27 protein-coding genes are annotated in these 24,755 nt (G+C 52.2%); 14 read left to right on the top strand and 13 right to left on the bottom strand.

Annotation, left to right across the window (positions count from 1 at the left end; translation table 11 throughout):
- Nucleotides 1-16: 16 nt before the first annotated feature.
- Together K7H09_RS00715 and K7H09_RS00710 are read left to right on the top strand one after the other, a co-directional pair.
- Entirely contained in the window at nucleotides 17-289 is a 273-nt protein-coding gene (locus K7H09_RS00715) for a type II toxin-antitoxin system Phd/YefM family antitoxin (protein ID WP_035584465.1), read from the top strand.
- The gene (locus K7H09_RS00710) at nucleotides 270-542 is read left to right on the top strand and encodes a Txe/YoeB family addiction module toxin (protein ID WP_022522593.1); all 273 of its coding nucleotides are present in this window, start codon (nucleotides 270-272) and stop codon (nucleotides 540-542) included. The genes K7H09_RS00715 and K7H09_RS00710 overlap by 20 nt, the downstream gene beginning before the upstream one ends.
- Before the next feature lie 28 nt (nucleotides 543-570).
- Here the strand turns inward: K7H09_RS00710 and K7H09_RS00705 are convergent, their stop codons facing one another.
- Together K7H09_RS00705 and K7H09_RS00700 are read right to left on the bottom strand one after the other, a co-directional pair.
- On the bottom strand, nucleotides 571-1,170 hold the full coding sequence (locus tag K7H09_RS00705; protein WP_230803136.1) for a class I SAM-dependent methyltransferase: 600 nt from the start codon (nucleotides 1,168-1,170) through the stop codon (nucleotides 571-573).
- A gap of 41 nt (nucleotides 1,171-1,211) precedes the next feature.
- Nucleotides 1,212-2,153, bottom strand: a complete 942-nt coding sequence (locus K7H09_RS00700; protein WP_230803135.1) for a LysR family transcriptional regulator — start codon at nucleotides 2,151-2,153, stop codon at nucleotides 1,212-1,214.
- 106 nt (nucleotides 2,154-2,259) lie between these two features.
- Here K7H09_RS00700 and K7H09_RS00695 point away from each other — a divergent pair, with 106 nt between their 5' ends.
- Both K7H09_RS00695 and K7H09_RS24390 read left to right on the top strand, forming a co-directional pair.
- A complete protein-coding gene (locus K7H09_RS00695) occupies nucleotides 2,260-3,243 on the top strand; it encodes an aldo/keto reductase (RefSeq protein ID WP_230803134.1) in 984 nt (327 codons plus the stop codon).
- Nucleotides 3,244-3,375: a hypothetical protein gene (locus tag K7H09_RS24390; protein WP_263364864.1), complete on the top strand. Its 132-nt coding sequence runs from the start codon at nucleotides 3,244-3,246 to the stop codon at nucleotides 3,373-3,375. It begins immediately after the preceding gene.
- A 4-nt stretch (nucleotides 3,376-3,379) separates the two neighbouring features.
- Here the strand turns inward: K7H09_RS24390 and K7H09_RS00690 are convergent, their stop codons facing one another.
- Complete coding sequence (locus K7H09_RS00690; RefSeq protein WP_052475590.1) at nucleotides 3,380-4,288, bottom strand: LysR family transcriptional regulator; 909 nt, start codon at nucleotides 4,286-4,288, stop codon at nucleotides 3,380-3,382.
- Nucleotides 4,289-4,421: 133 nt separating this feature from the next.
- Between K7H09_RS00690 and K7H09_RS00685 the strand changes: the two genes are divergently transcribed.
- The 3 genes from K7H09_RS00685 to K7H09_RS00675 all read left to right on the top strand — a co-directional run bounded on the left by K7H09_RS00685 (nucleotide 4,422) and on the right by K7H09_RS00675 (nucleotide 7,388).
- Entirely contained in the window at nucleotides 4,422-5,615 is a 1,194-nt protein-coding gene (locus tag K7H09_RS00685) for a M20 aminoacylase family protein (RefSeq protein WP_052475591.1), read from the top strand.
- Between the two features lie 80 nt (nucleotides 5,616-5,695).
- Nucleotides 5,696-5,920, top strand: coding sequence for a DUF3311 domain-containing protein (locus K7H09_RS00680; protein WP_052475592.1), 225 nt, complete (start codon nucleotides 5,696-5,698; stop codon nucleotides 5,918-5,920).
- A complete protein-coding gene (locus tag K7H09_RS00675) occupies nucleotides 5,913-7,388 on the top strand; it encodes a sodium:solute symporter family protein (protein ID WP_141440852.1) in 1,476 nt (491 codons plus the stop codon). The genes K7H09_RS00680 and K7H09_RS00675 overlap by 8 nt, the downstream gene beginning before the upstream one ends.
- Nucleotides 7,389-7,521: 133 nt before the next feature.
- On the opposite strand, the gene K7H09_RS00670 is transcribed toward K7H09_RS00675, so the two are convergent.
- From K7H09_RS00670 to K7H09_RS00655, 4 genes are all read right to left on the bottom strand, one after another.
- Nucleotides 7,522-8,151, bottom strand: coding sequence for an SDR family oxidoreductase (locus K7H09_RS00670; protein ID WP_141440851.1), 630 nt, complete (start codon nucleotides 8,149-8,151; stop codon nucleotides 7,522-7,524).
- Nucleotides 8,152-8,236: 85 nt separating this feature from the next.
- On the bottom strand, nucleotides 8,237-9,271 hold the full coding sequence (locus tag K7H09_RS00665; protein ID WP_141440850.1) for a DUF2235 domain-containing protein: 1,035 nt from the start codon (nucleotides 9,269-9,271) through the stop codon (nucleotides 8,237-8,239).
- Nucleotides 9,272-9,283: 12 nt separating this feature from the next.
- Entirely contained in the window at nucleotides 9,284-9,973 is a 690-nt protein-coding gene (locus tag K7H09_RS00660; RefSeq protein WP_141440849.1) for a VIT1/CCC1 transporter family protein, read from the bottom strand.
- Between the two features lie 179 nt (nucleotides 9,974-10,152).
- Nucleotides 10,153-10,305: a PQQ-dependent sugar dehydrogenase gene (locus K7H09_RS00655; protein ID WP_230803133.1), complete on the bottom strand. Its 153-nt coding sequence runs from the start codon at nucleotides 10,303-10,305 to the stop codon at nucleotides 10,153-10,155.
- A 105-nt stretch (nucleotides 10,306-10,410) separates the two neighbouring features.
- Between K7H09_RS00655 and K7H09_RS00650 the strand changes: the two genes are divergently transcribed.
- Complete coding sequence (locus K7H09_RS00650) at nucleotides 10,411-10,953, top strand: adenylate kinase (protein ID WP_041158240.1); 543 nt, start codon at nucleotides 10,411-10,413, stop codon at nucleotides 10,951-10,953.
- Nucleotides 10,954-11,102: 149 nt separating this feature from the next.
- Nucleotides 11,103-12,038 carry a glycerophosphodiester phosphodiesterase family protein gene (locus tag K7H09_RS00645; protein WP_141440848.1) on the top strand — a complete coding sequence of 312 codons (936 nt, stop codon included), beginning with the start codon at nucleotides 11,103-11,105 and terminating at the stop codon, nucleotides 12,036-12,038.
- Nucleotides 12,039-12,095: 57 nt separating this feature from the next.
- Here the strand turns inward: K7H09_RS00645 and K7H09_RS00640 are convergent, their stop codons facing one another.
- Nucleotides 12,096-12,989 carry a dihydrodipicolinate synthase family protein gene (locus tag K7H09_RS00640; protein ID WP_141440847.1) on the bottom strand — a complete coding sequence of 298 codons (894 nt, stop codon included), beginning with the start codon at nucleotides 12,987-12,989 and terminating at the stop codon, nucleotides 12,096-12,098.
- A gap of 381 nt (nucleotides 12,990-13,370) precedes the next feature.
- On the opposite strand from K7H09_RS00640, the gene K7H09_RS00635 reads away from it, so the two are divergent.
- The 4 genes from K7H09_RS00635 to K7H09_RS00620 are packed head-to-tail and all read left to right on the top strand — an operon-like array spanning nucleotide 13,371 to nucleotide 18,757.
- Nucleotides 13,371-13,814 (top strand): hypothetical protein, encoded by a 444-nt coding sequence (locus K7H09_RS00635; protein WP_022522580.1) that lies wholly within the window; start codon nucleotides 13,371-13,373, stop codon nucleotides 13,812-13,814.
- Nucleotides 13,783-15,009: a hypothetical protein gene (locus tag K7H09_RS00630; RefSeq protein ID WP_022522579.1), complete on the top strand. Its 1,227-nt coding sequence runs from the start codon at nucleotides 13,783-13,785 to the stop codon at nucleotides 15,007-15,009. Before K7H09_RS00635 ends, K7H09_RS00630 begins: the two co-directional genes overlap by 32 nt.
- A 34-nt stretch (nucleotides 15,010-15,043) precedes the next feature.
- The gene (locus K7H09_RS00625; RefSeq protein ID WP_039859617.1) at nucleotides 15,044-17,884 is read left to right on the top strand and encodes a bifunctional diguanylate cyclase/phosphodiesterase; all 2,841 of its coding nucleotides are present in this window, start codon (nucleotides 15,044-15,046) and stop codon (nucleotides 17,882-17,884) included.
- 45 nt (nucleotides 17,885-17,929) lie between these two features.
- A complete protein-coding gene (locus tag K7H09_RS00620) occupies nucleotides 17,930-18,757 on the top strand; it encodes a PEP-CTERM/exosortase system-associated acyltransferase (protein ID WP_041158244.1) in 828 nt (275 codons plus the stop codon).
- A 9-nt stretch (nucleotides 18,758-18,766) separates the two neighbouring features.
- Here the strand turns inward: K7H09_RS00620 and K7H09_RS00615 are convergent, their stop codons facing one another.
- The 4 genes from K7H09_RS00615 to K7H09_RS00600 form a co-directional block, all read right to left on the bottom strand.
- Nucleotides 18,767-19,426 carry a hypothetical protein gene (locus K7H09_RS00615; protein ID WP_009287585.1) on the bottom strand — a complete coding sequence of 220 codons (660 nt, stop codon included), beginning with the start codon at nucleotides 19,424-19,426 and terminating at the stop codon, nucleotides 18,767-18,769.
- A 135-nt stretch (nucleotides 19,427-19,561) separates the two neighbouring features.
- Nucleotides 19,562-20,527, bottom strand: a complete 966-nt coding sequence (locus K7H09_RS00610) for a zinc-binding metallopeptidase family protein (protein ID WP_039859614.1) — start codon at nucleotides 20,525-20,527, stop codon at nucleotides 19,562-19,564.
- Nucleotides 20,528-20,625: 98 nt separating this feature from the next.
- Entirely contained in the window at nucleotides 20,626-21,357 is a 732-nt protein-coding gene (nfsA, locus tag K7H09_RS00605; RefSeq protein WP_027960062.1) for an oxygen-insensitive NADPH nitroreductase, read from the bottom strand.
- A 99-nt stretch (nucleotides 21,358-21,456) separates the two neighbouring features.
- The gene (locus K7H09_RS00600) at nucleotides 21,457-21,936 is read right to left on the bottom strand and encodes a metallophosphoesterase family protein (RefSeq protein ID WP_230803128.1); all 480 of its coding nucleotides are present in this window, start codon (nucleotides 21,934-21,936) and stop codon (nucleotides 21,457-21,459) included.
- Nucleotides 21,937-22,181: 245 nt separating this feature from the next.
- Here K7H09_RS00600 and K7H09_RS00595 point away from each other — a divergent pair, with 245 nt between their 5' ends.
- Nucleotides 22,182-22,949 carry a class I SAM-dependent methyltransferase gene (locus tag K7H09_RS00595; RefSeq protein WP_022522572.1) on the top strand — a complete coding sequence of 256 codons (768 nt, stop codon included), beginning with the start codon at nucleotides 22,182-22,184 and terminating at the stop codon, nucleotides 22,947-22,949.
- An 89-nt stretch (nucleotides 22,950-23,038) separates the two neighbouring features.
- On the opposite strand, the gene K7H09_RS00590 is transcribed toward K7H09_RS00595, so the two are convergent.
- Complete coding sequence (locus tag K7H09_RS00590; protein WP_009287580.1) at nucleotides 23,039-24,718, bottom strand: methyl-accepting chemotaxis protein; 1,680 nt, start codon at nucleotides 24,716-24,718, stop codon at nucleotides 23,039-23,041.
- Between the last annotated feature and the right edge of the window lie 37 nt (nucleotides 24,719-24,755).

Genomic DNA, 24,755 nt, shown 5'->3' with positions numbered 1-24,755 from the left:
ACATTATGGTGACGTTATGGATATTATCAGTGTTAACAAATTCAGAGACAACCTGAAAAGCGTAGTAGAACAAGTGATTAGCCAGCACGAACCCTTAAAGGTAACCCGTCGTGCCGGAGAGGCGTTTGTGGTGATTAGCGCTGAGGACTGGGAAAGAGAGCAAGAAACACTGCATGTGCTTCAGAACCGAGACCTCATGCAACAAATTGCGGCTTCTCTAGATACCCATAGTCGTGGTCAAGGATACCAACCTGATAATGAGCAGATGAATGAGATCACTGGTATTTGAGGGCCGTACGTGGGAAGCCTATGAAAAAATGCGTGAAACAGATAAGAAGCTGCATAAAGCGCTCTGCAAACTCTTAAAAGAAATGCTCCGCTCTGACGATCCAACGGCTGGTATCGGAAAACCCGAGCCACTCAGACACAATCTTTCTGGCTTGTGGTCAAGGCGCATTTCACAAAGAGATCGGCTGATCTACCGGTTCGATGACAAAGCTATTTATATTTTTGCCATCGGCGGACATTACGATCAGTCCTGATAATAGTTAATTGATGAAAAGCACGACGCTACCTTTTCTGCACTATCAAATAAGTATGCAACTCCGGGTGCTGATCGTACTCCAGATGTCTGCACACCGCGCCTAACTTCATCAATAAGGATACGAAGCCGTTTGTGCCAAGCGTAGAGTAGTAGACCTCGGGCCCCATAAAACTATCGGTATGCCCACCAGGTTCGTCGGTACCGCCGAAAAAGAAGATCAGTACCCCACCCTTATTCAGGCTTCCGATAAGTTTGGTCATCACACTTTCCTGCTGCACTAGCGGAATATGCCAAATGCTGTCCCAGGCGGTAATAAAGTCGTATTTTTCCAGCGGCTGCCACTGGCAAATATCCTGGTGGTGAAAGGTCACGTCAGGGTGCTTCTGCTTAGCGAGGCGCAGCATTTCATCGGAAATATCCACGCCTTCAGGCGTAAAGCCTTCTTGTTGCAAGAAGTCGATAAAGCGGCCGGTACACCCACAACCGATATCGAGTGCCTTTCCTCGGCCCTTCACAAACGAAAGCGCCCTTTTGTGCGCCTCTATCCCGTTAGCGAGATTGAATTTTTCGCTTTCCCAGAGGTAGGTGATCTGATCGTAGGCGCTGCCAATATCAGTGGGTGTCATGGATGGCCTGTCGGATAAAAAGTGAAGACTTAGTGACTATATCACCCACTCAAGCGCTTGCGGTTACTGGCCACCAGCTCAGTCAGAAAGTCCGCCACGGCCCGGGTACGGCCTGATTGGGTGAGATCCGTCTGAATAACGAGATAGATGGGCTGATCCACGCCAATATCCGCAGCGACACACACCAGTCCAGCCTCCAACGCCAGAAAATGCGGCAACACCGCTATCCCCAGCCCCGCTTTCGCCGCCGCTAGCTGGGTCGCCAGCGAGGTGGTGGTTAACGCCGGTTCCTGCCCTTGCAGAACCCGCTCAACCCATTGGGCGGCAGGCAGGTGCGCCTGCGTTTCGCCCCAGGTGATAAAGGCGTCGGTGTCGTAATTGCCAGCATCGTGGTGAGCCTCACGCTGCGCTACATAATGGGGGCTGGCGTATAGCCCGAAACCCAGGGTGCCAAGGCGACGAAGGGTGACATTACCCCGCTCGGGCTTGACCATTCTAAGTGCTACATCGGCGTCGCGGCGGTGCAGATTAACGGTGGTGATATCGGTCACCAGCTCAAGTGTGATGCCGGGGTACTGAGCATAAAATTGTGGCAATGCAGGCATAATCAACGACGTGGCTAGGTTTTCAGCCGTGGCCAAACGCACCCTGCCGCTCAGTTGCGTAGCGAGTGCGCCGCCGCTAGAGAAGGCCGCTGCGGCGGCTTCCAGCGCTTCGGCTTTTTCGATTAACCCGGCCCCTTCCTCGGTAAGCTGATAGCCCGACTGCTGGCGAACAAACAGCGGCAGCTTCAAGGCTTTTTCCAGCCGCTCGATACGTCGGGAGAGCGTCGCGATACCCAGATGGAGTTCCGCTGCCGCGCCGCTCAAAGTGCCGTGGCGGGCCACCGCCAGAAAGGCTCGTGTGTCATCCCATACCCAACCACGGGGCATCTGGTTTTCAAAACTGGAAAACGGATTACCGAAATCGTTAATTTTTTTCATTATTGGATAGTGCCACGCTGTTATTGCGCGTTTCAACAAGAGCTCGATAACGGCTCACGCTCTCTTGATGGGCAATAGTTTCGTAAGTCATTACAGGAGATATAGCATGCAAAAACGTACTCTCGGAACCGACCTAACCGTTTCCGCCATTGGCTTAGGCTGCATGGGAATGAGCGAGTTTTATGGCCCCCGAGACGATAGCGAATCGCTTCGGGTGTTGGCTCGGGCGGTGGAGTTGGGAATCGACTTTTTTGACACGGCAGATATGTACGGGCCACACCATAACGAGGAGCTGATTGGCCGTTTTCTCGCCAGCCACAAGCCAAACGTACGTATCGCCACCAAATTCGGCATTGTTCGCAACCCTGGTGAGTATCAGCGTAGCCTGGATAGCAGCGCCCATTATGCCCGCCAAGCTTGCGAGGCGTCGCTAAAGCGGCTGGGCATCGAACAGATCGATCTCTACTACGTTCACCGCGTTAACCCGGAAACCCCTATCGAAGAGACCATGGAGGGCTTGGCACAACTGGTTAAAGAGGGAAAAATTGCCCACATTGGCCTCTGCGAGGTTAGCGACGAGACCCTGCGCCGCGCACACGCCGTGCACCCGGTGACGGCGGTTCAAACCGAATACTCGCTCTGGACACGGGACGTGGAGCAAGCGGTGCTGCCCACCTGCAAGGAACTTGGCATCGGCTTCGTGCCCTACTCTCCTCTCGGCCGAGGGTTTTTAACGGGCAGGTTTCAAGAGAACGCTGATTTCGGCGAAGGCGATTTTCGTTCTAACCTGCCGCGCTTCTCTGAACAGGCCATGGATACTAACCGCCGAATCGCGGAGGTGATTGGCGACATGGCAGCACTCAAAGGCTGTACCCCTGCGCAGCTCTCTCTGGCCTGGCTGCTATCCAAAGGCGACAACATCGTACCGATCCCGGGCACCAAGCGGTTACGCTACCTTGAAGAGAATGCGGCAGCGGCGTCCATCTCCCTGACCACCGATGAGCAGCAACAGCTTGAGGCGGCCACTGCTCGCCTTCCGGTTATCGGCGAGCGCTATACACCGGAGGGCATGAAGGGGGTGAATGCGTGAGTGAACTATCGTCTATCGTTGCACCCAGCCAATGGCGCGGCTAATGCAGCTTTAACTCAGTACGCCAAACGTGGGGCGAAAAACCTGGACGACTTTCGCCCGGCTGCTGCCAAAGCCGCCTTTGAAGGATAAAACCTCATTCCTTCATTTCATGCGTCGCTAAGGATTCAGTTTCTGCAATTTCGATTAGGCGGCGTACTGCTGACAGCCCCGAATCTCGCCGCCAAACCAGCATCAGAGGCAAAGTCAGATTGAGGTCTTCTAAGCGATGGCTCACTACGCCTTCTGGCGCTCCAGCCATGGTCATTGCCGGTAGGATACTGCAGCCCATACCGGCAGCCACCAAGCATAGCATCGTCGCATTGTCGGTTCCCTCTTGCACCACATGTGGCGTGAAGCCCTCTCGCTGAAAGGCATGAATTAGCTTGTCGTGATAGACCGGGGTAGCACTGCGGTCAAACCAAATAAAATTCTCGTCGTTAAGATCAGCAAGAAACTTTGGAGGGTGATGCGCTAGGTGTGAGGTCGCACTGGTGACCAGTACAAGATGATCTTCATAAAGGCAATGACAACACAGGCTACTATCGTCCTCTGGCGGAAAGAACAACATGCCTGCATCGAGCCGGCCACGCCGAATGGCTTCAACCTGAGGCCCGGAAAGCAATGATTCTACCTTCAGTGTGACCTCTGGATAACGCTCACGAAAGCGATTGAGCAAACCGATGATCTGCGGCACCCATAAATGCATGACGGTTACTCCCAGTCGCAGTTGACCGAACTGACCATCTGCTATGCGTCGTGCATTACGCTTAGCCTGCTCAAACTCGCCCAGCAAGCGCCGGGTATCACGATAGAACGCTTCACCAGCGGCAGTCAGCCGAATGCCGTGCCGCGAACGGATCAGCAACGTCGTACCAACCTCGTCTTCAAGCAACTGCAATTGACGCGACAGTGCCGGCTGAGCAAGAGGTACCCGACGGGCCGCCGATGATATGGCGCCTTCCTCCACAACCACTTGGAAATATTTTAAACGCTTGAAATCCATCTGGTGCCCCTAGCCATAACATCTACCGCAATCCATCCAATATTAGTATGGAAAGCTAATAAAAAAACTATTTTCTCTATATCACCGAAACAACCAAGATGAAAAAGGCCATCTTCAACCATGCGAATTGACTATGACAGAACTCATTGATCCAAACTTCTTCGAGCGCCATCACGCTGAACTGATCCAGATAAGACACGAGTTACATCGCAACCCGGAGCTGGGGTTTCAGGAACACGAAACGGCCAAGCTCATCGCGACAGAACTAGAACGTCTCGGCTTGCCCTTTGAAGCCGGCATCGGTAAGACCGGCATCGTTGCGACCGTGACGGGAAAACGACCTGACAACGGACGACATATTGGTCTTCGTGCTGATATGGACGCACTGCCTATCCAGGAGCTAAACGAACACAGCTATACCTCAGCAGTGCCCGGCCGGATGCATGCTTGTGGTCATGACGGCCACACCACTCTACTGCTCGGTGTAGCTCGCTACCTAGCTGAACATCGTGACTTCGCGGGTACTCTTCATCTCGTCTTCCAGCCAGCCGAAGAGGGCCTGGGTGGCGGCCGAGCAATGGTTGAAGAGGGCCTATTTGAGCGCTTTCCTATGCAGGCGATTTATGCCCTACATAACTGGCCTTCGCTACCTGCAGGCCAAGTGGCTATTCGACCCGGCGCGATCATGGCGGCCACCGACCGTCTAGATATCCGTGTACGCGGCAAAGGAGGCCATGGCGGCGTCAACCCTCATCTATCGACGGATCCTGTTCGTATGGCGGGCGCCCTTATTCAAAGCCTGCACTCCGTGGTCGCACGTGATATTAATCCACTCTCGCCCGCCGCCTTGAGTCTATGCGGTTTGCAGGGTGGCGACCTGGACGGCTTCGCCATCATTCCTGATGAGGTGCACATCAGCGGTACAGCGAGAAGCCTTGATGTTGATACTCAGGATCGCATGGAGCATATGGTTCGCCGTGTTTGTGAAGGGGTAGCAATCGCCCATGGCGGTGACATTGACGTCGATTACCAGCGCATATTTCCGGCGACGATCAATACCGAGGCAGAAACCCGTCATGTGGAAGCCTGCATTGTGCAAACACTCAGCGAGTCGGCCCTAATACGCGACGTTGCTCCCAGCCTCGGCGGTGAGGATTTTTCCTTCATGTTGCAACGCTGCCCTGGGGCTTACTTCTTTCTCGGCACAGCGAAGAGCGACACTACACCGCCACTTCATAACGCTCGTTATGACTTTAATGACGACATTATTCCCACCGGCTGCCGGTTGCTTTTAGCGATAGGCCTTAACGCGCTCGTTGCGAACTGACTAAGGCTAACGCAACTACTTATAACTCTACAAAAGCATAACGAAACAACCATACAACTTCATAAAAACGAGGTATGCACATGAAAACTCAGCCCTCGCTCCCTTCTAGGGGAATGCTGATTTACTTTACTGTCTGTGCCCTGGCCATGATCTGGCCCGGTGCACTGGTAGCGAATCGTATTGAACCGATGATAATCGGTTTGCCCTTTTTCCTGTTCTGGTATGTAGCCTGGGTGTTTGCCCTGTTCGTGGGACTGGTCATTGCCTATCGTAGTGATGCCGCGCAGGAGGTGGACGATGAGTGATTCACTGCTGATCACCACCATTACCCTGGCCTACCTACTGATTGTGCTAACAGTGGGGCTAAGCGCACGCCACAATCAAAACTCCTCTCTGGAAGGGTATGTGGCCGGTGGACGACACATGGGTTTACTGGTGCTGTTCTTTATTCTCGGAGCGGAGATATTCTCTGCTTTCGCCTTCTTGGGTGCACCTGGCTGGGCCTACAGCAAAGGAGCTCCAGCACTCTATATTATCGCCTACCTGGCACTGGCCGTAATCGTGTGGTGGTTGATCGCCCCCTACATTTCGCGACTCGGCCGCCTCCATGGTTTCCTGACTCAAGCGGAGTTCCTCTCTGCCTGTTACCCAACCCGCGGCAACTTGCTAGGCCTATTTATCGGCGTGGTTAGCGTGCTAGCAATGATTCCCTATTTGACCATTCAGATCGCCGGTGCAGGACTTCTCTTCGAGGCTGCTACCTCTGGCACCATTCCCTTCTGGCTCGGCAGTTTACTCGCCTGTGGCGTGGTAGCTGCCTATGTCTATGCAAGCGGCTTGCAAGGTATCGGTTGGACCAACCTACTTCAGGGCGTGATGATGGTGGGCGTGGCGTGGTTTCTGGGCTTGGCGACGGCTGACCAATTCTTTGGTGGGGTCGGCGAGATGTTCCGCGAACTACAGCGAGAAGCCCCTGAATACCTAACCATGCCCGGCGCAGGCGGCATGGGCTGGGGCGCTTTCTCTACGGCTATTCTGGTAAGTGCTCTAGGCTGCGTAATGTGGCCGCACATTTTCATGAAATTCTATAGTGCTCGCAGTGAGCGAACCCTCAAGCGGGTATTCGTGCTCTACCCTCTTTACAGCTATCTGTTGATACCATTACTAATTATTGGTTTTGCTGGGGTTCTACTGTTGGAGGATAGCCCGCTTGACTCCGCCGATCGAGTATTGCTAACGCTGGTAGTTGAGCTAGCTGACTTCCCGGCTTGGCTGATAGGCGTAGCTCTCTCCGGCGCCCTGGCCGCTGCCATGTCTACTGCTGCAAACCTAGCTCATACCTCCGCTACTATTCTGGTACGCGACGTGGGCCAGCACTTACCAGCACTTCGCAACATGCCAGACAATAAGGCGCTCAAATTGACTCGCTACGGCGTGGTGCTAATCTCACTTGCGGCTTACCTACTTGCCCTTGTCAATCCCGGCTCATTGGTTGACCTACTGCTCGGCGCCTATGGCATCGTGGTGCAGTTACTACCCATGCTACTGGGCGCATTGTTCTGGCGCCGCGCTTCCCGTGCTGGCGCTTTCGCTGGCTTGGCAATAGGTGCTGCACTGACCCTATTATTTCAATTTGGTGTTAGCACCCCATTCGGCTGGCATGCTGGCTTCTGCGGCTTAGTAGTCAATACAGCCGTATTCATTAGCGTGAGTTTAGCAATGCGAAGCGCATCATCGTGTTCGCCAGCTCAAGCTCTCGGCACTAACACTTGATCTGTGAAATAAAATGCAGTCAACATCAAGAGGTGGCAGCAGCCACCTCTTGATGCATAAGAGTATTTCTACTTAATTGAAGCGTGGGCAAATAAGTACGCAAATGTGCATTGAGTAGTGACCACCACACCAATTATTGAATAATCTCGCCAATCGAACGCTTACCGTCCAATAGTAGGTACTCTTGGTTGGTCACACCTGAAGTTTGCACCACATGCAGCAGTGCATGGGCGACATTGGCTCGTGAGATTTGGTTGTCGCCTGCTTCATCCAATGAACTGGCAAACTGCTGGCTGGCGGTTTCGTCGGTCAAACGCCCTGGCTTGAGAATAACGTAGGGCATACCGCTGTTGCGAAGGTGGGCATCGGCGGCAAATTTAGCAGCCATATAGGGGCGCAGCTTTTCGGGCGCTTCCATAGGGTTTTCTGCCCGCATAGCGCTGATCATGATGTAGCGGGAGAGACCTTTTTGCTTGGCGATATTGGCAGTACGAATGGCGCCAAAAAGGTCAATCATCAGGGTTTTATCCGGCCCGGTGTGGGGCCCTGACCCCGCGGTGAAGACCACTTGGTCGCAGCCGTCAAAGGCGTGCTCAAACTCACCTTCTAGATCGGCTAGCACGCTGTCAATGCCGCGCTCTTTGAACCAGGCTGCCTGCTCTTCACTGCGGATCATCGCCTTGATAGGCGTGCCCGCTTTTTGGGCCAGTTCGCAAAACTGCTTGCCAATCTGTCCATTCGCGCCAATCACTAACGTTGTCATAACGACTCCTTGTGAATTGCTTACCCTTCTATCAATGCAGGCACTTAGGCGAAATTCAACCCGTACTGATCTCTTACCCATTTATTCACTTACCCACAGTGAGCCCCTGCCACCCGTACTCTTCCACCAACGCTTTTAAGTAGGGAGGCCGGTAGTTAGCGTCGCGCTCATAGCGGGCTTTTACGCTGGGATGAATTAGCATCAGGGTGTCATCAAGCACGAGTGGTCTATCTAACGGTTTTTTAAAGCGATAGACATGCTTGCGGGAGTTGTGAATCTGGCCTTTCGCACCGTCGGTTAGGTTGTCGCGAATATGTGACTCGGTGATTAAACCGGCAGCATTTGCCTCATCCAGCATCCAGGCAAGAGGTGTGTCAGAAGCTTGAATGCCACTTTTGTCTGGTTTGTAGGATCCGCCGACATCTGCATGTACACCTGCAAACCAGACTTGCTTGAGGTCTACGCCTTGCCTGGGCGTCCAGATAGTGGGAATAAAATCTTCCCGCTTCTCGTCAATGGCTAGGGCGTGGCGAGCAATGGCCACGTTGGCGCCCATTTTGGTGTCGTAGAACTCATCGTGGCTCTCGAACAGGCCCATAATGCTAAACGGGATGCCCAGTGCGCCGACGGTGTCCCACACACCTATAAAGTGTACGTCCCGAGCAGGGTGACTGTAATCGGCGCGGAATTTACAAGCGGCTTTACCCGCGGGATGGTTGGTTCTGGTTGGGCTTTTATAGATTTTCCAGGCTTCAACGATCAATCGGGCTTCTGCTCGTTTGAGAATGCCGCAGTTATTAATCAACCCACTAAGCGCTCGCACGGTATAGGCACCACGGCTGAAGCCGAATAGGTAAATGTTGTCACCGGGGGCGTAGTTTTGAACGATATAGCGGTAGCCATCAAGGATGTTTTTATGAATTCCGGCGCCGGTAGCCCCCGCGCTAAGGCTATTGTGATAAGAACCTAGCCCCCAGTCGTAAAACACATGCTGCTTTGCCTCCTGTGTCTCAGGGCTGATCGCCCGGGCCAGCTGCAGCACATTAGTGGGAAAGTCATTTTCCAGGTCTTCTTCAGGACGGTTCCAGGTGCCATCGGCGCATACCACGATATTTGCCATGGTTCATCTCCGTTAAGCCATCACTCCAAACACATGTCCGATGGCGGAGGTTAATGCCATCGCAAGAGCGCCCCAAAACATCACTCTTGCTGCAGCTTTTAGGATTGGTGCTCCACCCACTCGGGCGGCTATGCCGCCCAACAAGGCTAAAAAAAGCAGGGAGAACACCGCTACCAGTGGGATCAACAGTGAAGGTGGCGCCCACCAAGCGACCAGTAGCGGTAGCAGTGCGCCGATAGTGAAAGTGGCGGCTGAAGAGAGTGCGGCTTGGAGGGGGTGCGCTTGACTGAGGTCGGTGATGCCGATCTCGTCTCGCGCATGGGCGCCTAAGGCGTCTTTGGTCATTAATTGTTCGGCGACTTGTCGTGCCAATTCGGGTGCCAAGCCGCGCGTTTCATAGATAGCGGCAAGCTCTTCCTGCTCTAGTTCATAGTGCTCCGCCAATGCTTTGCGTTCGATATCGAGATCAGCATTTTCAGTGTCCGATTGAGAGCTTACCGAAACATACTCCCCCGCTGCCATCGACATTGCGCCAGCCACCAGGCCTGCAATACCCGCCAGCATAATACCGCTTTGAGTGGTATTGGCTGCGGCTACCCCCAGTATTAAACTGCTAGTAGAAACGATGCCATCGTTGGCGCCCATCACAGCGGCACGCAGCCAGCCGGAACGGTGAGATCGATGGTGCTCTGAATGGATCATGGGCTTTCCTTTCTGTGAGGCGCATCCAAGCCAACAATAGCATCTACGGTCATGAACTATTTTGCTGGCACTACTCGAAGTAGCCTGCCCTCGGAGCTGTCGGTAAGTAGGTACACTTCACCTTCTGGGCCTTACCCGCACATCTCTTATACGCTCGTCTAGCTCACCAAACAGGCCTTCTACATCGCTGGCTTCGCGGCCATTGTTAGATAAACGTACCCGGCACACCTCTTATTTACCAGCGCTCCTATCAGTATATCGCCCTGCCACTGAGGGAACAGCTCGCCGCTGTAAAGCGCTATCCCCGAGGGGGCAATAGAGGGCGCGTCCATTCTAAATTGGCGGCACGGTACCAGGGTACTCTTTGACGCCGTATGGTGCCCTTGCTGCCTCTTGGAGCACTCATTAAAATGTCGCGCCACCTAAAGAGAACTCCCATGAAAATTAATGTGGTTGGTACGAGTGGCAGTGGCAAAAGTACCCTTGCAAAGCAGCTCGCAGACGCCTTGAATGCCCCATGCGTTCAGCTTGATCAATTATTCTGGCGCGCTAACTGGCAAGGAGCACCGGACGATGAGTTCTTCGCCGAGCTGGAAGAGGCTTTAGCAGCCTCACCTCAAGAGTGGATACTGGACGGTAATTTTGACCGCACTCGGCATATAAAGTGGCGCGAAGTGGATATGGTAGTGTGGATCGACTACCCCTTTTGGCGAGTATTTAGCCAAGCCCTCACCCGTGCTGTTAAACGCATCATCAGCCAAGAGGAGCTTTGGCCTGGTACAGGTAATCACGAGAGCTTCCGCAAAACATTTCTAAGCCGTGATTCGGTTCTACTATGGTCACTAAAAACGTGGCGGCAAAATCGTAAACGCTACTTTGCCGATATGGTGAATCCACGCTATGCGCCTATTCAATTTGTACGTTTGACCTCTATAAAAGAAGCGCAAGCGTTGGTGAAGAGTCTCAACGTGGGTACCTAGCCCTTAGGTGACTATATAGCCCCACTGCGTATTCGCTTGATGGCTGCTCTCTTCGGCTCTCGATGAATCACCGAACAGTTCTCGTCACTTGGCTTTAACGCTCCAGGCCATGTACGCTTATTGAACGAACATTCAATTAAGGTGCTTTAATGCAACGTCATTCGCTATTCGCCGCAATGTCACTGGGGCTTTTTGCTGGTGCTGCCACAACCACCGCGCTGGCGGAGTCCACACCGTTGGAGGAGCAGCTCAAAGAGCTTGAGTCATTCCAAGTGATCGCCCACCGCGGGGCCAGCGGCCACGCGCCGGAAAGCACCATGGCGGCCTATGAATTGGCCCATGAGTGGAATGTCGACTACTTAGAGCTGGACGCCCAAATCACTGCCGATGGTGAAGTCGTGGTATTTCATGATGACGCCATTGACCGCACCAGCGACGGTGAAGGCAAGATTAATGACTACACCATGGAAGAGCTGAAAGCGCTGGATACCGGCTCTTGGTTCAATGAAGCCAATGCTGATAAAGCAGACGCGGACTTTGCAGGGGCACAGATCCTCACGCTGGATGAGCTTTTCGAGCGTTTCGGTCACAATGCTCGCTACTACATTGAAACCAAGTCACCGCAGCTAAACCCAGGCTTGGAAGAAGCCCTGGTAAAAACGCTGGAAAAACATGACATGGTCGAGAGTGGCCGAGTATTAGTGCAGTCTTTCGAGCAGGAGAGCCTATTAAAAGTGCAGGAACTAAACGACGACATTCCGCTCATTCAGCTCGTTTGGTACTACCCCAGTGAAGAGGACGAATCGCGTTTAGTGGAGTGGACTGGCGTGACACCGGGCCCAGCAGAGATTAATGATGAAGACTTCCAGGCGGTAGCGGAATACGCGTCGGGAATCGGTACTAACTATATCTACGAAGACCAAGAAGTCATTGATGCCGACTTTATCCGTCAAGCAAATGAAAATGGGCTGCCGGTACACGTTTACACTATTAATGAAACCGATGAGATGGAGCGTTTGATGGAAATGGGCGCAAACGGCCTGTTCACCAATTATCCAGACCGCTTGCTTAAGCTCGTTGAGTAATCATCATTGAAGTGCTTATTACGCCCGGCCTTGGCTGGGCGTTTTTGTTACAAGGTTTTACTCAAGCCCAAGCTGCTCCAGTACCTGCTCTACTCTTTTACGATCGCCCGCTTGCAGCGTTTTAAGCGGCTGGGGCAAGCAAGGCTGACTCACCTTGCCGGTGACTTCTGCAATGGTAGCCGCCACTCGCAGGCTACCGCCGTATTCACGGTAGAGTGCCCACAGCGGCTCAAGGCCGTCTGAAAGCGCCTTGGCCTGTTGAACATCCCCTGCTTGAGCAGCTCGGGTTAGCGCCAGCGCTGCTTTAGGGTATAACCCGCCGATAACGGAGTACCAGGCATCACATCCCGCATTTAGGCCAGTGGCTGCTGCCGCGTCGCCGCTGATGCCGATAGTGACATCAGCGGGAATCAGCTTGCGCAACCCAGCCACTCGCCCCTTTGCGGAGTCAATATCATTGCTCACCGGCGGAATTTTGATAGAGCGAACCTGGGGCAGTTGGGAGATTCGTCCATGCAGCTCATCGCTAAATTCAAAATGGGTTGTGCCAGGGTTATCGTACACGCAGAGCGGCACACTCAGCGATTGGCAAACCGTGGCGTATAGATCGAAGACCTCGTCGTCGGTGAGCTTTTGGTAGGAGACCGGCGCTAGCAGCACGCCGCTGGCACCTGCCTGCTGAGCGCGTTCTGCATTAGCCAGCACATCACGAGTACGTAGCGCCCCAATGCCTGCAATGACAGGCGCGCCAACTGCATTTTCAACACTAAGCTGAATAACACGGGCGCGCTCATCACGGCTTAAATAGGCGTAGCTACCGGTCGAGCCCAGCACGCCAATGGAATCCACCGCTGCCTCAGCTAAATAAGCAACTAAACGGACAAACTCATACTCATTAATGCCCTGCTCGTTCATGGGGGTTAGCGGGAATGCACTTAGGCCGGTGAACATGGTGGATGATCCTTTTAAGATGGATGGCATTCGCAGTGTCGCACAGACGATTAGCTATTATGTACAAGCATACGGTAATGGAATAGCCACAGCTTATCCTCGTTATTCGTTGACATAACTTTCTGTTATTTTTCTTGAATTGATGTAGTGTTTGCGTATACGCCGTATCGATACGGCACAGTTGCTTTAGATGTGTATCTTTCAGTCATACCATCATGACTGAATATAAAAACAGTCTCGTTAGTGCTGCGAGGGAGAACACGTCATCAATACATACACATTTTCAGCGCAGAGCAGAACGGCACCGCGGGTGAACCTGGCGTTCATCAATCAACCAGTAAGCCACTACCAATGCCATTACCCATTATAAGCGGCTCTCTAATGCGATTGGCCTTACTGGCAGCGACCACTTTTATTGTGTTGGTGGGGCTCGCTTTCGCAACAACGAATGCCATCGCTCGAGAAGCGCCGCTTTTTTTAGTGGCTCACCCTGACGTCACTACCCACTGGCTGAACCGTGATACTACCCGCGCGATTTTCGCCATGCGCCAACGCACCTGGCCGGATGGTCAAGCGGTTAGGGTTTTCGTTTTAAGTAACAACAACCCAGTACATGCTCGCTTTACCAAAGAGCAGTTGGCGGTTTACCCGCACCAACTTCAATTAGCCTGGGATCGCATGGTTTTTTCAGGTACCGGTCAAGCCCCCGACCGAGTAAATGACCAGGAAGAGATGCGCGAGCGCGTCGCCTCAACGCCGGGTGCCATTGGGTATCTTGAAAGGGAGTATCTGGATGATAGAGTCCAAGTCATTTCGATGGAATGAATGCAGAGCCCTTGCCGCTTTGCTAGGCACCGTTGTAATGGGTTTATCTGCTCCCGCCCAAAGCGACGAACACGCTCTGGATACTTTACAGGTACATGGCTTTCTTAGTCAGGCGCTGGTCGTGACTGACAATAACAACTTTTTTGGTCAGAGCAGCCAGGATGAAGGCAGCATAGAATTTACCGAAATTGGCCTCAACGTCTCCTTACGCCCCCATCAGGATGTACTCGTTGCTGCTCAGGTGCTAAGTCGTCGAGCTGGAGGCAATAGCAGCGACGCAGAACCTAAACTGGATTACGGTCTCATTGATTACCAAATGATTTCTGACCAAGGGCGTACGTTTGGTGTTCAGCTTGGTCGGATTAAAAACCCTTTTGGATTTTATAATCAAACCCGCGATGTGGCATTTACCCGTCCCAGCATCTTACTGCCTCAGTCTATCTATTTTGACCGAACACGCTCAATGGCTCTCACAGGTGACGGCCTAACGTTCTATTTGGAACAGAGATTAAGCAACGGAGTACTACGAGGACAGTTTGGCTTAGGAAAGCCTCAGGCTGGTGACGATTTAAGCGATACGCTTCAACTTCAGCGTATATCAGGCACCTTCGATCCTCAGCAGTCTACGATTGCCCAAGTTCGTTATGAACATGATGGAGGTCGTGTCGTTGCAGCGATTAGCAATGCCAACGTGAGATCCCAAATAGAGTCACATCAATCAGGTGTCAGCGACGGAGATTTTTATTTTACACCCTGGGTATTTTCACTCCAATACAATCAAGAACTCTGGAGTGTAACGACTGAATACGCCCTGCGCCGTTCAGGGTTAAAAAACTTCAATCAGTCTTCTGTAAACTTCGACACGACAGGGGAAAGTTGGTATATCCAATACGCTCGGCGTTTTGCAAATGACTGGCAGTGGTTAATGCGTTATGACAGCCTTACCAGCAACCGCGCAGACCGCAACGGTAAATCTTTCGAGGCGAGTACAGGGGGAAGCGTTCCAGCCCATACCCAATTCGCAGATGACCTAACCGTTGGCCTGCAGTGGACGCCGCACCCTCAAGTCATGCTGGCAGGTGAATACCACCATGTCGATGGCACGGGTTGGCTGCCTATTCAGGATAATCCAGATTCATCAGCGACCAGCAGAAGATGGAGCATGTGGTTGTTTCAATTATCGCTGCGCTTCTGACGTTTACCTCGATCCTGGCTAGGACGCTACCGCGATGAAACCATTTACCCTTTTCCGAACGCCCCAACGCCTTAGCCTGACATGGCGGGTCATCGCGTTAAGTAGCCTGCTGCTGCTGGCGCTGGTAACGCTCTTTACCTGGCTAGGCCACGACAATCTTACCCGTCAGTTTCAAGAAAGCCGAAGCCAGCACTATGAACGCCAACAGCGAGAAATTCGTTTAGCGCTAGTTCGCTCATCGGAAAATTTACGTCAGTTGGCAGGGTTAACCGCGGCCTCGGCAAGCTTAGGCTCGCCCTTGCAAGCAGGTAATACCGCCGCAGTTGAGCAAGCACTAGACTCCCAGTGGCCCGCTCTACAGCTTGAGGCGGGTATCGATGAAATATTAATTATTAATACCCAGGGGCAAGTCTTGGGTAATTGGGGCACCGGCAATACACAAACGCAGCTTCCCATTCTGAGTTGGATCAGGCGGGTGATGCACACCGAGCAGCCACTCACTACATTGCGTTGTTCAGCTAGCTGCCAACAGTTCGCTGCCGTGCCGGTGCTAGTGGCGGGAGAAAGCGTTGGTATGGTCGTACTGACCCGCTCGCTAGCCGATGTCACTCGGCAGGCCAAGGAGGTATCTGGCAGTGAAGTCGCACTACTTGTCACCGGGCCCACTGAAGATAGCGGGATGACGGCAACACGAGAGCTAAAATCATGGAATGGTCAACTGCTAGCCCTCACAAGCGAAGAGCAAACCCTAGCACCTTTGCAGCGAGCATCAGATACAGCTCCTGTTCGCCGTTTAATGGAAACACCATTAAATCTTGAACATGATGGCAGACATTTAGAACTCAGCGCAGTACGCATGGAAGAGGATAATGAACGTAGCAATATCGGATACTTGCTGCTGATATCAGACATTACCGAGCAAATTAAGGCAATTAACCAGGATACTCGCACACTCTTGTTCGTAGGCGTACTCGGCTGGATTGCCGCTGAACTACTGCTATTGGTCATACTGCTGGGCCCAATGGCTCGACTGCGTAGAGTCGCTGGATTGCTTCCTGCCCTAGCTGACGGAAAATTTAGCGATATACACGCCGCCATTCCCAACCACCGCCGCCGCATTCCCGACGAGATCGATGTACTTGAGAGCATTACCCTTGAGCTTTCACGCCAACTTGAATTGTTAGAGAGTGAAGTACAAGAGCGCGGTGACCAACTAGCCGTGCGCATTGGGGAGCTAGCCAAAGAGCGAGATTTCGTTAATGGCCTGCTGGATACGGCCCAGGTATTTATCATTGCCCAGGATGACACTGGACGAATTAGCTTGGTCAATGAGTATACCCAGTTGATGCTAGGACTTAATGAAGCTTCGCTACTCGGGCGTCATTTTGTTGATGTATTCGAGGCAGGTGCCTCTACCAAGGTGAATACGTTCTCCCATCCCCAGCAAGAGGAGAAAACACTCCGTACGCCCGATCACAGGACTCATACTATCGCTTGGTACCATGCACCGTTACAAACGGGTAATGACGGCAAGGTGTCACGTATATCGGTTGGTCTGGATATTACCGAACGTAAGGCTGCCGAAGCTCGGCTAACGTGGCTGGCCGAACGTGACCCGCTAACGGAACTTTACAACCGGCGCTTCTTCCAACATGCACTGCAAACCGCCCTTGAACGCCCATCGAAGACAAAAGGGGCAGTATTGCTACTGGATTTGAATCAGTTCAAGGAGGTTAACGAGCTAAGTGGCCACCATGTAGGCGATAAATTGCTTCGTGAAGTGGCTGACACCCTCTTCCGCAACCTTGGCCCCCGCGGCGTTATTGCACGCCTAGGTGGCGACGAATTCTCTCTCCTATTAGAAGATACCAACGCCGATCAAGCCATCAGTGTCGCGCAATATATTGTCCAACTATTAGACGGTATCGGCTTCGTTGTGGGTGAGCGGCGGCATCGAGTAACGGCCAGTATTGGTATTGCCCTGTTTCCAACCCATGGCAATACGCCTGCTGACCTAATGGCTAGCGCTGATGTGGCAATGTACAAAGCGAAAGAGAGTGGCCTTCAGCACTGGCATTTACTTTCCAAGTCGGAGAATGCCAAAGACGAACTGCAAGCACGAGTCTACTGGGTTGAACGCATACACAATGCGCTTGAGGAGGATAGCTTCGAGTTGATGGTGCAGCCCATCATGCGTTTGGAAGATCAGGACGTAAAACACCACGAGGTGTTGCTAAGAATGCGCGACGCAGACGGGAGCCTAATTTCTCCCGCGCACTTTATTCCTATTGCCGAACAAAGCGGGCAGATTATTTTAATCGACCGTTGGGTATTGCGACACAGTTTAAAAGCACTTAGCCAATTGCAGGATCGAGGTATCACTCTGGCAGTTAACCTTTCGGGTCAGTCTCTTCACGACGGAGGGTTGAAGCAATACTTGGCAGACGAGCTGACGGCTAGCGGCGCTGATCCTCACCACCTTATATTGGAAGTAACGGAAACTGCCGCGGTAACCGATTTTTCTACCGCCCGTGGCGTACTACAAGCAGTACGTGACCTGGGTTGCCGTACCGCACTGGACGACTTTGGAGTAGGCTTCAGTAGTTTTCACTACCTTGGGCAGTTACCCGTCGACTATATTAAAATAGATGGTTCCTTTATTCGCAGCCTGCTGATTAGCCCTGACAGCCGCGTCATTGTTCGTGCTATTGCCGACATCGCTAAAGGTTTTGGCAAGCAAACCATTGCTGAATTCGTTGATCAAGAAGCGCTATTGCCAATACTAAAGGCCTATGGGATAACTTATGGTCAGGGGTTTCATTTAGGCAGGCCTATAAAAATCATCGAAGCATTTAGTGGAATTAGTGCTCAATAATGGATACCGTTTATACTTAACTCTGGATTTAAATAGGGATAGTACATGAGCGCTTTACCACTGCAAGTGAAGAACAAGGATGCGTCAGCGGTATTTATTACAAGATTCATACAAGAGTTCAAATTCAAACTCTGCATAACTGAGCATGAGAAACAACTGGCTTATCGTTTAAGACATGATGTTTACTGCGAAGAACTTGAGTACGAAGAAGCCAGCGACCCCATAAAAAAACTCGAATTTGATATCCATGACCAAAACTCTATTCATTGTTTGATAGAACACCGCAGAACAGGACTAGTGGCAGGCTGCGTGCGGGTGGTTATGCCTCAGGCCTCCAGACCTCATCCACTTAACCAGCTCCCATTACAATCTTATGGCAGCCAAAGCCTTACACACGCAGAGCTGCATCCCGACAAACTTGCCCAAGGCAGTTACTATGAAATTTCACGACTGGCTGTGAATCGCCTTTTCAGAATAAAACTTAAAGATAGCTCTACTTCTTTAGAAAGCTCGACTACCAATCACAATGTTACTTTTTTTTCTACTGAAGAGAGGCAGCTCTTCCCACTACTAGCCACAGGCCTATTTGTCACCGGCTATGCTTTAGGGAGGCAGCTAGGTAAAATTCAAGTTTTTGCAATGATGGAACCTAGCTTGCCCCGACTTCTTGCTCTGACAGGCTTTCACTTCACCAAAGTCGGCGAAACAATCAACTTCCATGGAAGAAGAAGTGCTTACTACATCAATAAGCAACAAGCAGAGAGTGGATTAAAGAAATCATTGCTCCCCCTCTACTTGCACATACAGCAAACGCTGGCCCTCCAGCTAGAAGAAATGCTAGCTCAAGATGTTAGTACCTCACTAATAACTTGAATATTTTATCTATACCGTGGCCGCGGCGCTTTCTCGATCATCCAACGAAGCAGAACGTCTAAAATCATCAACCGTTACGCTGGTGAATTTCTCTAAGAAAAACACGAGCGTTTCAGGATATTGGAAACGCTCCTCGAAGCGCTCTTGGCCCTCTTGCGAACGCCGTGTCACGCTTGCTCTATAGCCGCCATTAGATTTAGTCACTTTTACGCTATTTTCGCGGCTTCCATCACGCTTAATGGCCGTTAATGGAGAGCTATCGCTTAATAAAACGTCTAGCTGTCGAGCGGCAGTGCGCTCTTCATCAGATGCCCAGAGAGGTTGATCTCGGTCACCATAACGGTAGAGCATAATCACCAGCATGACCGAAAAAATACTGCTGGTCAGCATCCAGGTTAATAAAACGCTCGAAAGCGCCGTTGTCAGCATGATGAACATTTGAATCACGATACCCACCGCCAGCACACCGGCCAGAGGCCTCCACATACGCGGGTTCATAAACCCGCGCTTGAGGATATACCCCCACAGCCCAATCACCGACAATGCCCCCAACAACAAATGAATGGGGGCAAGCAGCGTTCCTCCTCCAGCCAATATAGCAATTACCCCAATAATCACTATTAAACTGTAGAAAGCAGCTAACAGGTAGTAAGCACGATCAAGAGTCATATGCAGTCTCCATGCGGGTTAGCCGATAACCTAATCGCCATCGGTTTTATTGTTATTGGTATACGGAAAAATCCTTAAACTGCAGTATAGGTTATGACGAAAATTCTTCACTATTGCCGACGTAGCCAATACAGGTCATAACCCCTGCGCCCCTCGGCGTAGCCAATCATGCACGAAAGCGAGCTTATGTCGGGCAGTCTCTGAGAGGACAAAGGGATAAAGATCCGGCAAGCCCATCGAGCGATTAACATGATTAACGCCCACGGTGAGTGAAGCTGCCACGTATATTAAACGCTCGGCATCTGGCTCTGCATAAGGATCCCACTGCGGGCTAGGCAGCTCCGGCGAAGTGAGATCTGATGCCGCAAAGCTATCGGCAATATCGGTTAAATGCAGCAGATGTGCGGCAGTTTCGGCCCAATCTTCATGGGGGTGCGCAGAGGCATAAGTGGTTAAATAGCGCTCTTTCCAATCAGGCGGCGGCCCATTTTGGTAGTGGTGCTGAAGCGCGGCCTGATAATCCTGACGCTCATCACCAAACATCTCGCGAAAGGCACTCAGAAAATCCTCACGTAAGCTAAGCCGCCACCAGAGCATGTGCGAAATCTCGTGGCGCATATGACCAATCATCGTTCGGTATGGCTCTTCTAACGCTTCCCTACGCGTCGTAACCAGCACGGGGTCTACCTCGGCCACACTAATGGTCACCACCCCTTCAATGTGCCCCATCGGCACAGGCGTGGGGCCTTCGGCGAGTAGATGGAAAACCGGCGGAGCGCCTGGGTCTTCCGGACGAAACCAGTGCCAACGACCCAGGTTATCCAAAACCCAGCGTTTAGCCGCTTCCGTTTGTGCCCAGTTCGGAATAGCGTTGGGAAGACTAGGATCTGGCGCCAGTGCTGTCATCGCACAAGCGCGGCAAAAAGCCCCCTCTTTAGGGGCAATCCAGTTGCAGCCAATAACGTCACGATTGATGCAAAAAGGCGGCATTGGCACAAAGGCCCGGGCCTGAGGGTCGTAGGCAACGGGGGTACCATCTGCGGTTGCGAGATTATCGAACCATAGAGAGCCGGAACCGACGGGATTTGAAAATACGCGCATACGGTAAAGCTCCTGAAAGCGAGGAAAATAGAACCTCAACCGATTGACTGAGCGTTCTCTTTTCCAAAAATCCTATTAAAAATAGTGTGCAGCGCACTTTATTTCATTTCAAAACCGCGCTTGATTAAAAAATCGCGCATATGAGGGCGCAGCTTGTTATCGAACAAAGGCTTGAGATTGCGAGACCAGTCGGTGTCTTTATTACTGCTACTGCGAGCCCGGTAGTAAGCCTGCATGGTCGTATCGAAGGACTCTACCTGTTCGCCGTCTTCAGTGTAGTAGTCTTCTTTCAGAACCGCCTCCACGGGTAAGCGCGGCTTCACTTCAGGCTCTTGATCCGGATAGCCGAGGCACATACCAAACACTGGGTACACGTGCTTGGGGAGGCGTAGCAGGTCGCTAACCTCCTGGGGATTATTGCGGATACCACCAATATAACAGATCCCCAACCCTTCGGACTCAGCCGCCACTGCCACATTTTGCGCCATCAACGCCGTATCCACTGTTGCTACCAACAGTTGCTCGGTCATGCCCCGCACAACGTTTGCACCGGTGCGCTCTGAAGCCTCCGTGGGACGCTTCATATCGGCACAGAAAACTAGAAAGTCTGCACAGGTGGCAATATAACCTTGCCCACCGGCCAGTTCTGCTATCTGCTCACGGTTCGCCTGGTCTTTTACATGGATAACCGTATACGCCTGAACGTGGCTGGAGGTCGCTGCCCCCTGCCCGGCTTGGATAAGCTCCAGCAGCAATTCTTTCGGGATCGGCCGGTCGCTAAATTTACGGATCGAACGGTGGGATTTCAGCAGCTTAATAACGTCGTTCATGGAACCTCGCTTATCTTGATAACGCTTATTTAAAACAGCTAACTAACAGGGTAACAGATTTGTACAACATGACAGGATTGCGGATGGCGTTAAACATGGCTATAGCAAATGCATGATCGCGCCCCGTACGCCATATTGATCTATCCATGATTTGCCTAGGGTAATCGGCAGTTTGAATCGCCGCTTTCCCGCCGCACCTGGGTTGAAAAGCAGCATTCCCTCCTGGTATTCATTGCGGGGCTTATGGGAGTGGCCATGCAGAAGTGCATCGCAAGCCAACCTCGGGTCGTAATCCTCTAAGCGGTGCACAAGGCGCAGGTGCTTCTCGTTCACAATGATGTCCTGATGTATCGGTAAACTCGTCGCCCACGCCGCCGTATCGATATTGCCCTTAACGCAATGCACCGGCGCCAGTGTCTCCAAACGCTGCAAAATCGTTTTATCTGCCTCTTTGCTACCTACATCCCCCAAGTGAAGAATGAGCTCGCACCCCTGCAGCAGACAAAGTGCCTCATCACGCAGCAAACCGTGGGTATCGGCAATCACTCCAACGGGAGAATTAACTCTATAGCAAGGCATAGATGGGCTCATTAACAACCTCTTCCAGCGGCTAAATGGTGTCATTCTAGCTTTTTTTACTAGACCACTATTAAAAGTTGCTTATCAAGGCCGATATCTAAGTTATCAAATAGATAGTGCTGGCGAGTCATTTATTATGATTTTCATTGGCTATCTAATAAGTTAGGCACCAGCAAGCTATACTGATATGGCTATACGTTGATAACTGAATTTTGACGGAATAATAACGACGCCAGGAAGCCGATATGACCCATACCCCTCAAAATGCACCCGGGCAAGAGTGGAATGCCAGCGACTACGCCCAGAATGCTAATTTTGTACCTAAGCTAGGCAGCGAAGTGGTCAAGCTGTTAGCGCCTCAACCCGGCGAACGTATTTTGGATCTTGGCTGCGGCGACGGCTCTTTGACAGAGCGCCTTGTGCAACTGGGCGCTGACGTTCTCGGTGTTGACGCTTCAGAAGAGATGGTAAATGCCGCCCGCCAACGGGGCATTACCGCTCGCGTCGTTGATGGCCACCAACTGCCCTTCGACCATGAGTTTGATGCGGTATTTAGCAATGCGGCGCTGCACTGGATGCTTGACCCTCAGTCGGTACTCGCAGGCGTTAAGCGTGCATTGAAGCCGGGAGGCCGGTTTGTGGCTGAGTTCGGTGGTCATGGCAATGTCGCCGCTATTTGCACCGCGCTGATTGCCGCTCTCCAGTTTCGGGGCATTAGCGCCCGCGGCCGTCATCCGTGGTATTTCCCGACCACCCATGAATATGGCCATCTGCTGGAAACCGTCGGTTTCAAAGTAGAAAGCATTGAGCTGATCCCACGCCCGACTCCGCTGCCCACCGGCATGATTGGATGGCTTGAGACGTTTGCCAGCCCGTTCTTACATGGGCTCGACGAGGATGTGCGCGATGCCGTGCTTGAGAATACCATGACGCTGCTGGGCCACAGCCTACGCGATGAGCAAGGAAACTGGACGGCAGATTATGTGCGTCTGCGCGTTTCCGCCCGCGCGTAAGCAATAGCTGCCTCTGAGGTGTGCTGAGATGTAAAAAAGCTGCCGATGATAAGTGCGCTTGTCACCGGCAGCTTGTAGTTAATTCAGACCTAGAACTCATCCCATTCATCGACGGCCTCTTTTTTACTTTGCGTCGCCTGCTGGCGTGGCGCTGGCTCAATACGACCGTCAACTTGTTGCTGCTGAGTAGTGTCCTTATGCGTCAGCGCAACAGCGCTGGTAGCACTCTCATCAATGCGGAAGGTAGCCATCAAGTCGGCCAGCTCACGGGCCTGCCCCTCTAGAGCGCTAGCCGCCGAGCTGGTTTGTTGCACCAGCGCTGCGTTTTGCTGAGTGACCGAATCCATTTCAGTAAGAGCAGCGTTAATCTGCTCAATGCCACTATTCTGCTCCCGCGTCGCGGTCGAAATTTCGCCCATCAGAGTGGTGACTTGACGAATCGCATCCACTGTTTGATAAATCGTCTGTCCACTGCGCTCCGCTTGTTCAGCGCCGCCGTTAATCTTCGTGGTGGTCTGCTCGATCAGGCTACGAATCTCTTTGGCCGAGTCAGCACTTCGCGTCGCTAGTGAGCGAACTTCACTGGCCACCACGGCAAAGCCACGACCTTGTTCGCCTGCACGTGCGGCTTCAACCGATGCATTGAGCGCTAAAATATTGGTTTGGAAGGCAATAGAGTCAATCACACCGATAATATCGTTTACCTGGCTCGCACTGGCTGCAATCTCACGCATGAGTTGCACCGTGCGCTCCACCTCTTCACCACCTGTCTCCGCCGACTGTGATGCCGCCACCGAGAGCTGATCCGCTTCTTCGGCCGTTTCAGCATTTTTACTTACCGTCGTCGACATCTCCTCCATGCTGGAAGCGGTTTGCTGAAGCGCGGAGGCCTGCTGCTCGGTTCGTGAAGAGAGATCCTGGCTTCCCGCAGAGATATCACCCGCCCCGCTGAAGACCTGTTCGCTACTGCCTCTCAATGCTATCACCAGCTGTTTTAACTTCTCCTGCATGGCCGCCAGGCCACCGAACAACTGACCAATTTCATTACGGCCCCGATCTTCAATTTGACCTGTCAGATCACCATCAGCAATCCGTGCAAAATGCTCACTGGCACGCCGAAGGGGCCTTACAACGCTACGCATCATTGCCCACCGAATGACCACCACGGCCACCAGTGAAATCACTAAAAGGGTAATCGCAATGACGCCAATAGTCGTCGCCAAGCGATTGACCTGCTGAAGAACGCTAGCGCCACGCTCTTCGGTATAAGCAATAAAACCGCTCATGGCCAGATCCAGCTCGGCGCTTAATACTCCCAGTTCCTCTTGCCTGCGCTGGATTTGGAAAGGGGCGGCCTCGAGCAGTGGCGAAATGCCCTCTGTCACAAAGGCATTGTAAGCGCTGATAATCGCATCACGGTGGGGTGCAAGTGTGCCTTCAGGATTGATTGGCACAGCACGAAACTCATTAAAACGTGCCTCTGCCTCAGCTACCGCCTCTGCAGCCATGGCAAGGCTCTCCTGCCCCTTTTCTGGATTACCCTGAGTGCTAAAACTTGCCGAGCGGTCTAAAAACGTTTGTGCTCTGAGTGCATTGACTTGCGTGCGGTTGGCTAAATTCGTCAGCCGCACGTTGGTAGCCGTCAGTTCTTCAAGCGCCTGAGAGCTATTGTGATTAGCAAAAAAACCAAGACCACTGATCAACCCAATCATAAGCACCAGCAAGGCTAACGCAGCAGTCAGGCTCCATTTAATAGAGAGGTGCTTCATCCCGTTGATCCCTTTTTCGTTTATAAGTCATTTAATT

It is taken from the genome of Halomonas sp. IOP_14 (assembly GCF_021021315.1).
In the GTDB taxonomy this organism is placed as follows: domain Bacteria; phylum Pseudomonadota; class Gammaproteobacteria; order Pseudomonadales; family Halomonadaceae; genus Vreelandella; species Vreelandella titanicae.
This window is presented reverse-complemented; position numbering and strand designations above follow the sequence as displayed.

Coding starts and splice junctions, on each gene's coding strand:
- K7H09_RS00715 (WP_035584465.1), top strand. CDS start 17: ATGGATATTATCAGTGTTAACAAATTCAGAGACAACCTGAAAAGCGTA.
- K7H09_RS00710 (WP_022522593.1), top strand. CDS start 270: ATGAGATCACTGGTATTTGAGGGCCGTACGTGGGAAGCCTATGAAAAA.
- K7H09_RS00705 (WP_230803136.1), bottom strand. CDS start 1,170: ATGACACCCACTGATATTGGCAGCGCCTACGATCAGATCACCTACCTC.
- K7H09_RS00700 (WP_230803135.1), bottom strand. CDS start 2,153: ATGAAAAAAATTAACGATTTCGGTAATCCGTTTTCCAGTTTTGAAAAC.
- K7H09_RS00695 (WP_230803134.1), top strand. CDS start 2,260: ATGCAAAAACGTACTCTCGGAACCGACCTAACCGTTTCCGCCATTGGC.
- K7H09_RS00690 (WP_052475590.1), bottom strand. CDS start 4,288: ATGGATTTCAAGCGTTTAAAATATTTCCAAGTGGTTGTGGAGGAAGGC.
- K7H09_RS00685 (WP_052475591.1), top strand. CDS start 4,422: ATGACAGAACTCATTGATCCAAACTTCTTCGAGCGCCATCACGCTGAA.
- K7H09_RS00680 (WP_052475592.1), top strand. CDS start 5,696: ATGAAAACTCAGCCCTCGCTCCCTTCTAGGGGAATGCTGATTTACTTT.
- K7H09_RS00675 (WP_141440852.1), top strand. CDS start 5,913: ATGAGTGATTCACTGCTGATCACCACCATTACCCTGGCCTACCTACTG.
- K7H09_RS00670 (WP_141440851.1), bottom strand. CDS start 8,151: ATGACAACGTTAGTGATTGGCGCGAATGGACAGATTGGCAAGCAGTTT.
- K7H09_RS00665 (WP_141440850.1), bottom strand. CDS start 9,271: ATGGCAAATATCGTGGTATGCGCCGATGGCACCTGGAACCGTCCTGAA.
- K7H09_RS00660 (WP_141440849.1), bottom strand. CDS start 9,973: ATGATCCATTCAGAGCACCATCGATCTCACCGTTCCGGCTGGCTGCGT.
- K7H09_RS00655 (WP_230803133.1), bottom strand. CDS start 10,305: ATGGACGCGCCCTCTATTGCCCCCTCGGGGATAGCGCTTTACAGCGGC.
- K7H09_RS00650 (WP_041158240.1), top strand. CDS start 10,411: ATGAAAATTAATGTGGTTGGTACGAGTGGCAGTGGCAAAAGTACCCTT.
- K7H09_RS00645 (WP_141440848.1), top strand. CDS start 11,103: ATGCAACGTCATTCGCTATTCGCCGCAATGTCACTGGGGCTTTTTGCT.
- K7H09_RS00640 (WP_141440847.1), bottom strand. CDS start 12,989: ATGTTCACCGGCCTAAGTGCATTCCCGCTAACCCCCATGAACGAGCAG.
- K7H09_RS00635 (WP_022522580.1), top strand. CDS start 13,371: ATGCGATTGGCCTTACTGGCAGCGACCACTTTTATTGTGTTGGTGGGG.
- K7H09_RS00630 (WP_022522579.1), top strand. CDS start 13,783: ATGATAGAGTCCAAGTCATTTCGATGGAATGAATGCAGAGCCCTTGCC.
- K7H09_RS00625 (WP_039859617.1), top strand. CDS start 15,044: ATGAAACCATTTACCCTTTTCCGAACGCCCCAACGCCTTAGCCTGACA.
- K7H09_RS00620 (WP_041158244.1), top strand. CDS start 17,930: ATGAGCGCTTTACCACTGCAAGTGAAGAACAAGGATGCGTCAGCGGTA.
- K7H09_RS00615 (WP_009287585.1), bottom strand. CDS start 19,426: ATGACTCTTGATCGTGCTTACTACCTGTTAGCTGCTTTCTACAGTTTA.
- K7H09_RS00610 (WP_039859614.1), bottom strand. CDS start 20,527: ATGCGCGTATTTTCAAATCCCGTCGGTTCCGGCTCTCTATGGTTCGAT.
- nfsA (WP_027960062.1), bottom strand. CDS start 21,357: ATGAACGACGTTATTAAGCTGCTGAAATCCCACCGTTCGATCCGTAAA.
- K7H09_RS00600 (WP_230803128.1), bottom strand. CDS start 21,936: ATGCCTTGCTATAGAGTTAATTCTCCCGTTGGAGTGATTGCCGATACC.
- K7H09_RS00595 (WP_022522572.1), top strand. CDS start 22,182: ATGACCCATACCCCTCAAAATGCACCCGGGCAAGAGTGGAATGCCAGC.
- K7H09_RS00590 (WP_009287580.1), bottom strand. CDS start 24,718: ATGAAGCACCTCTCTATTAAATGGAGCCTGACTGCTGCGTTAGCCTTG.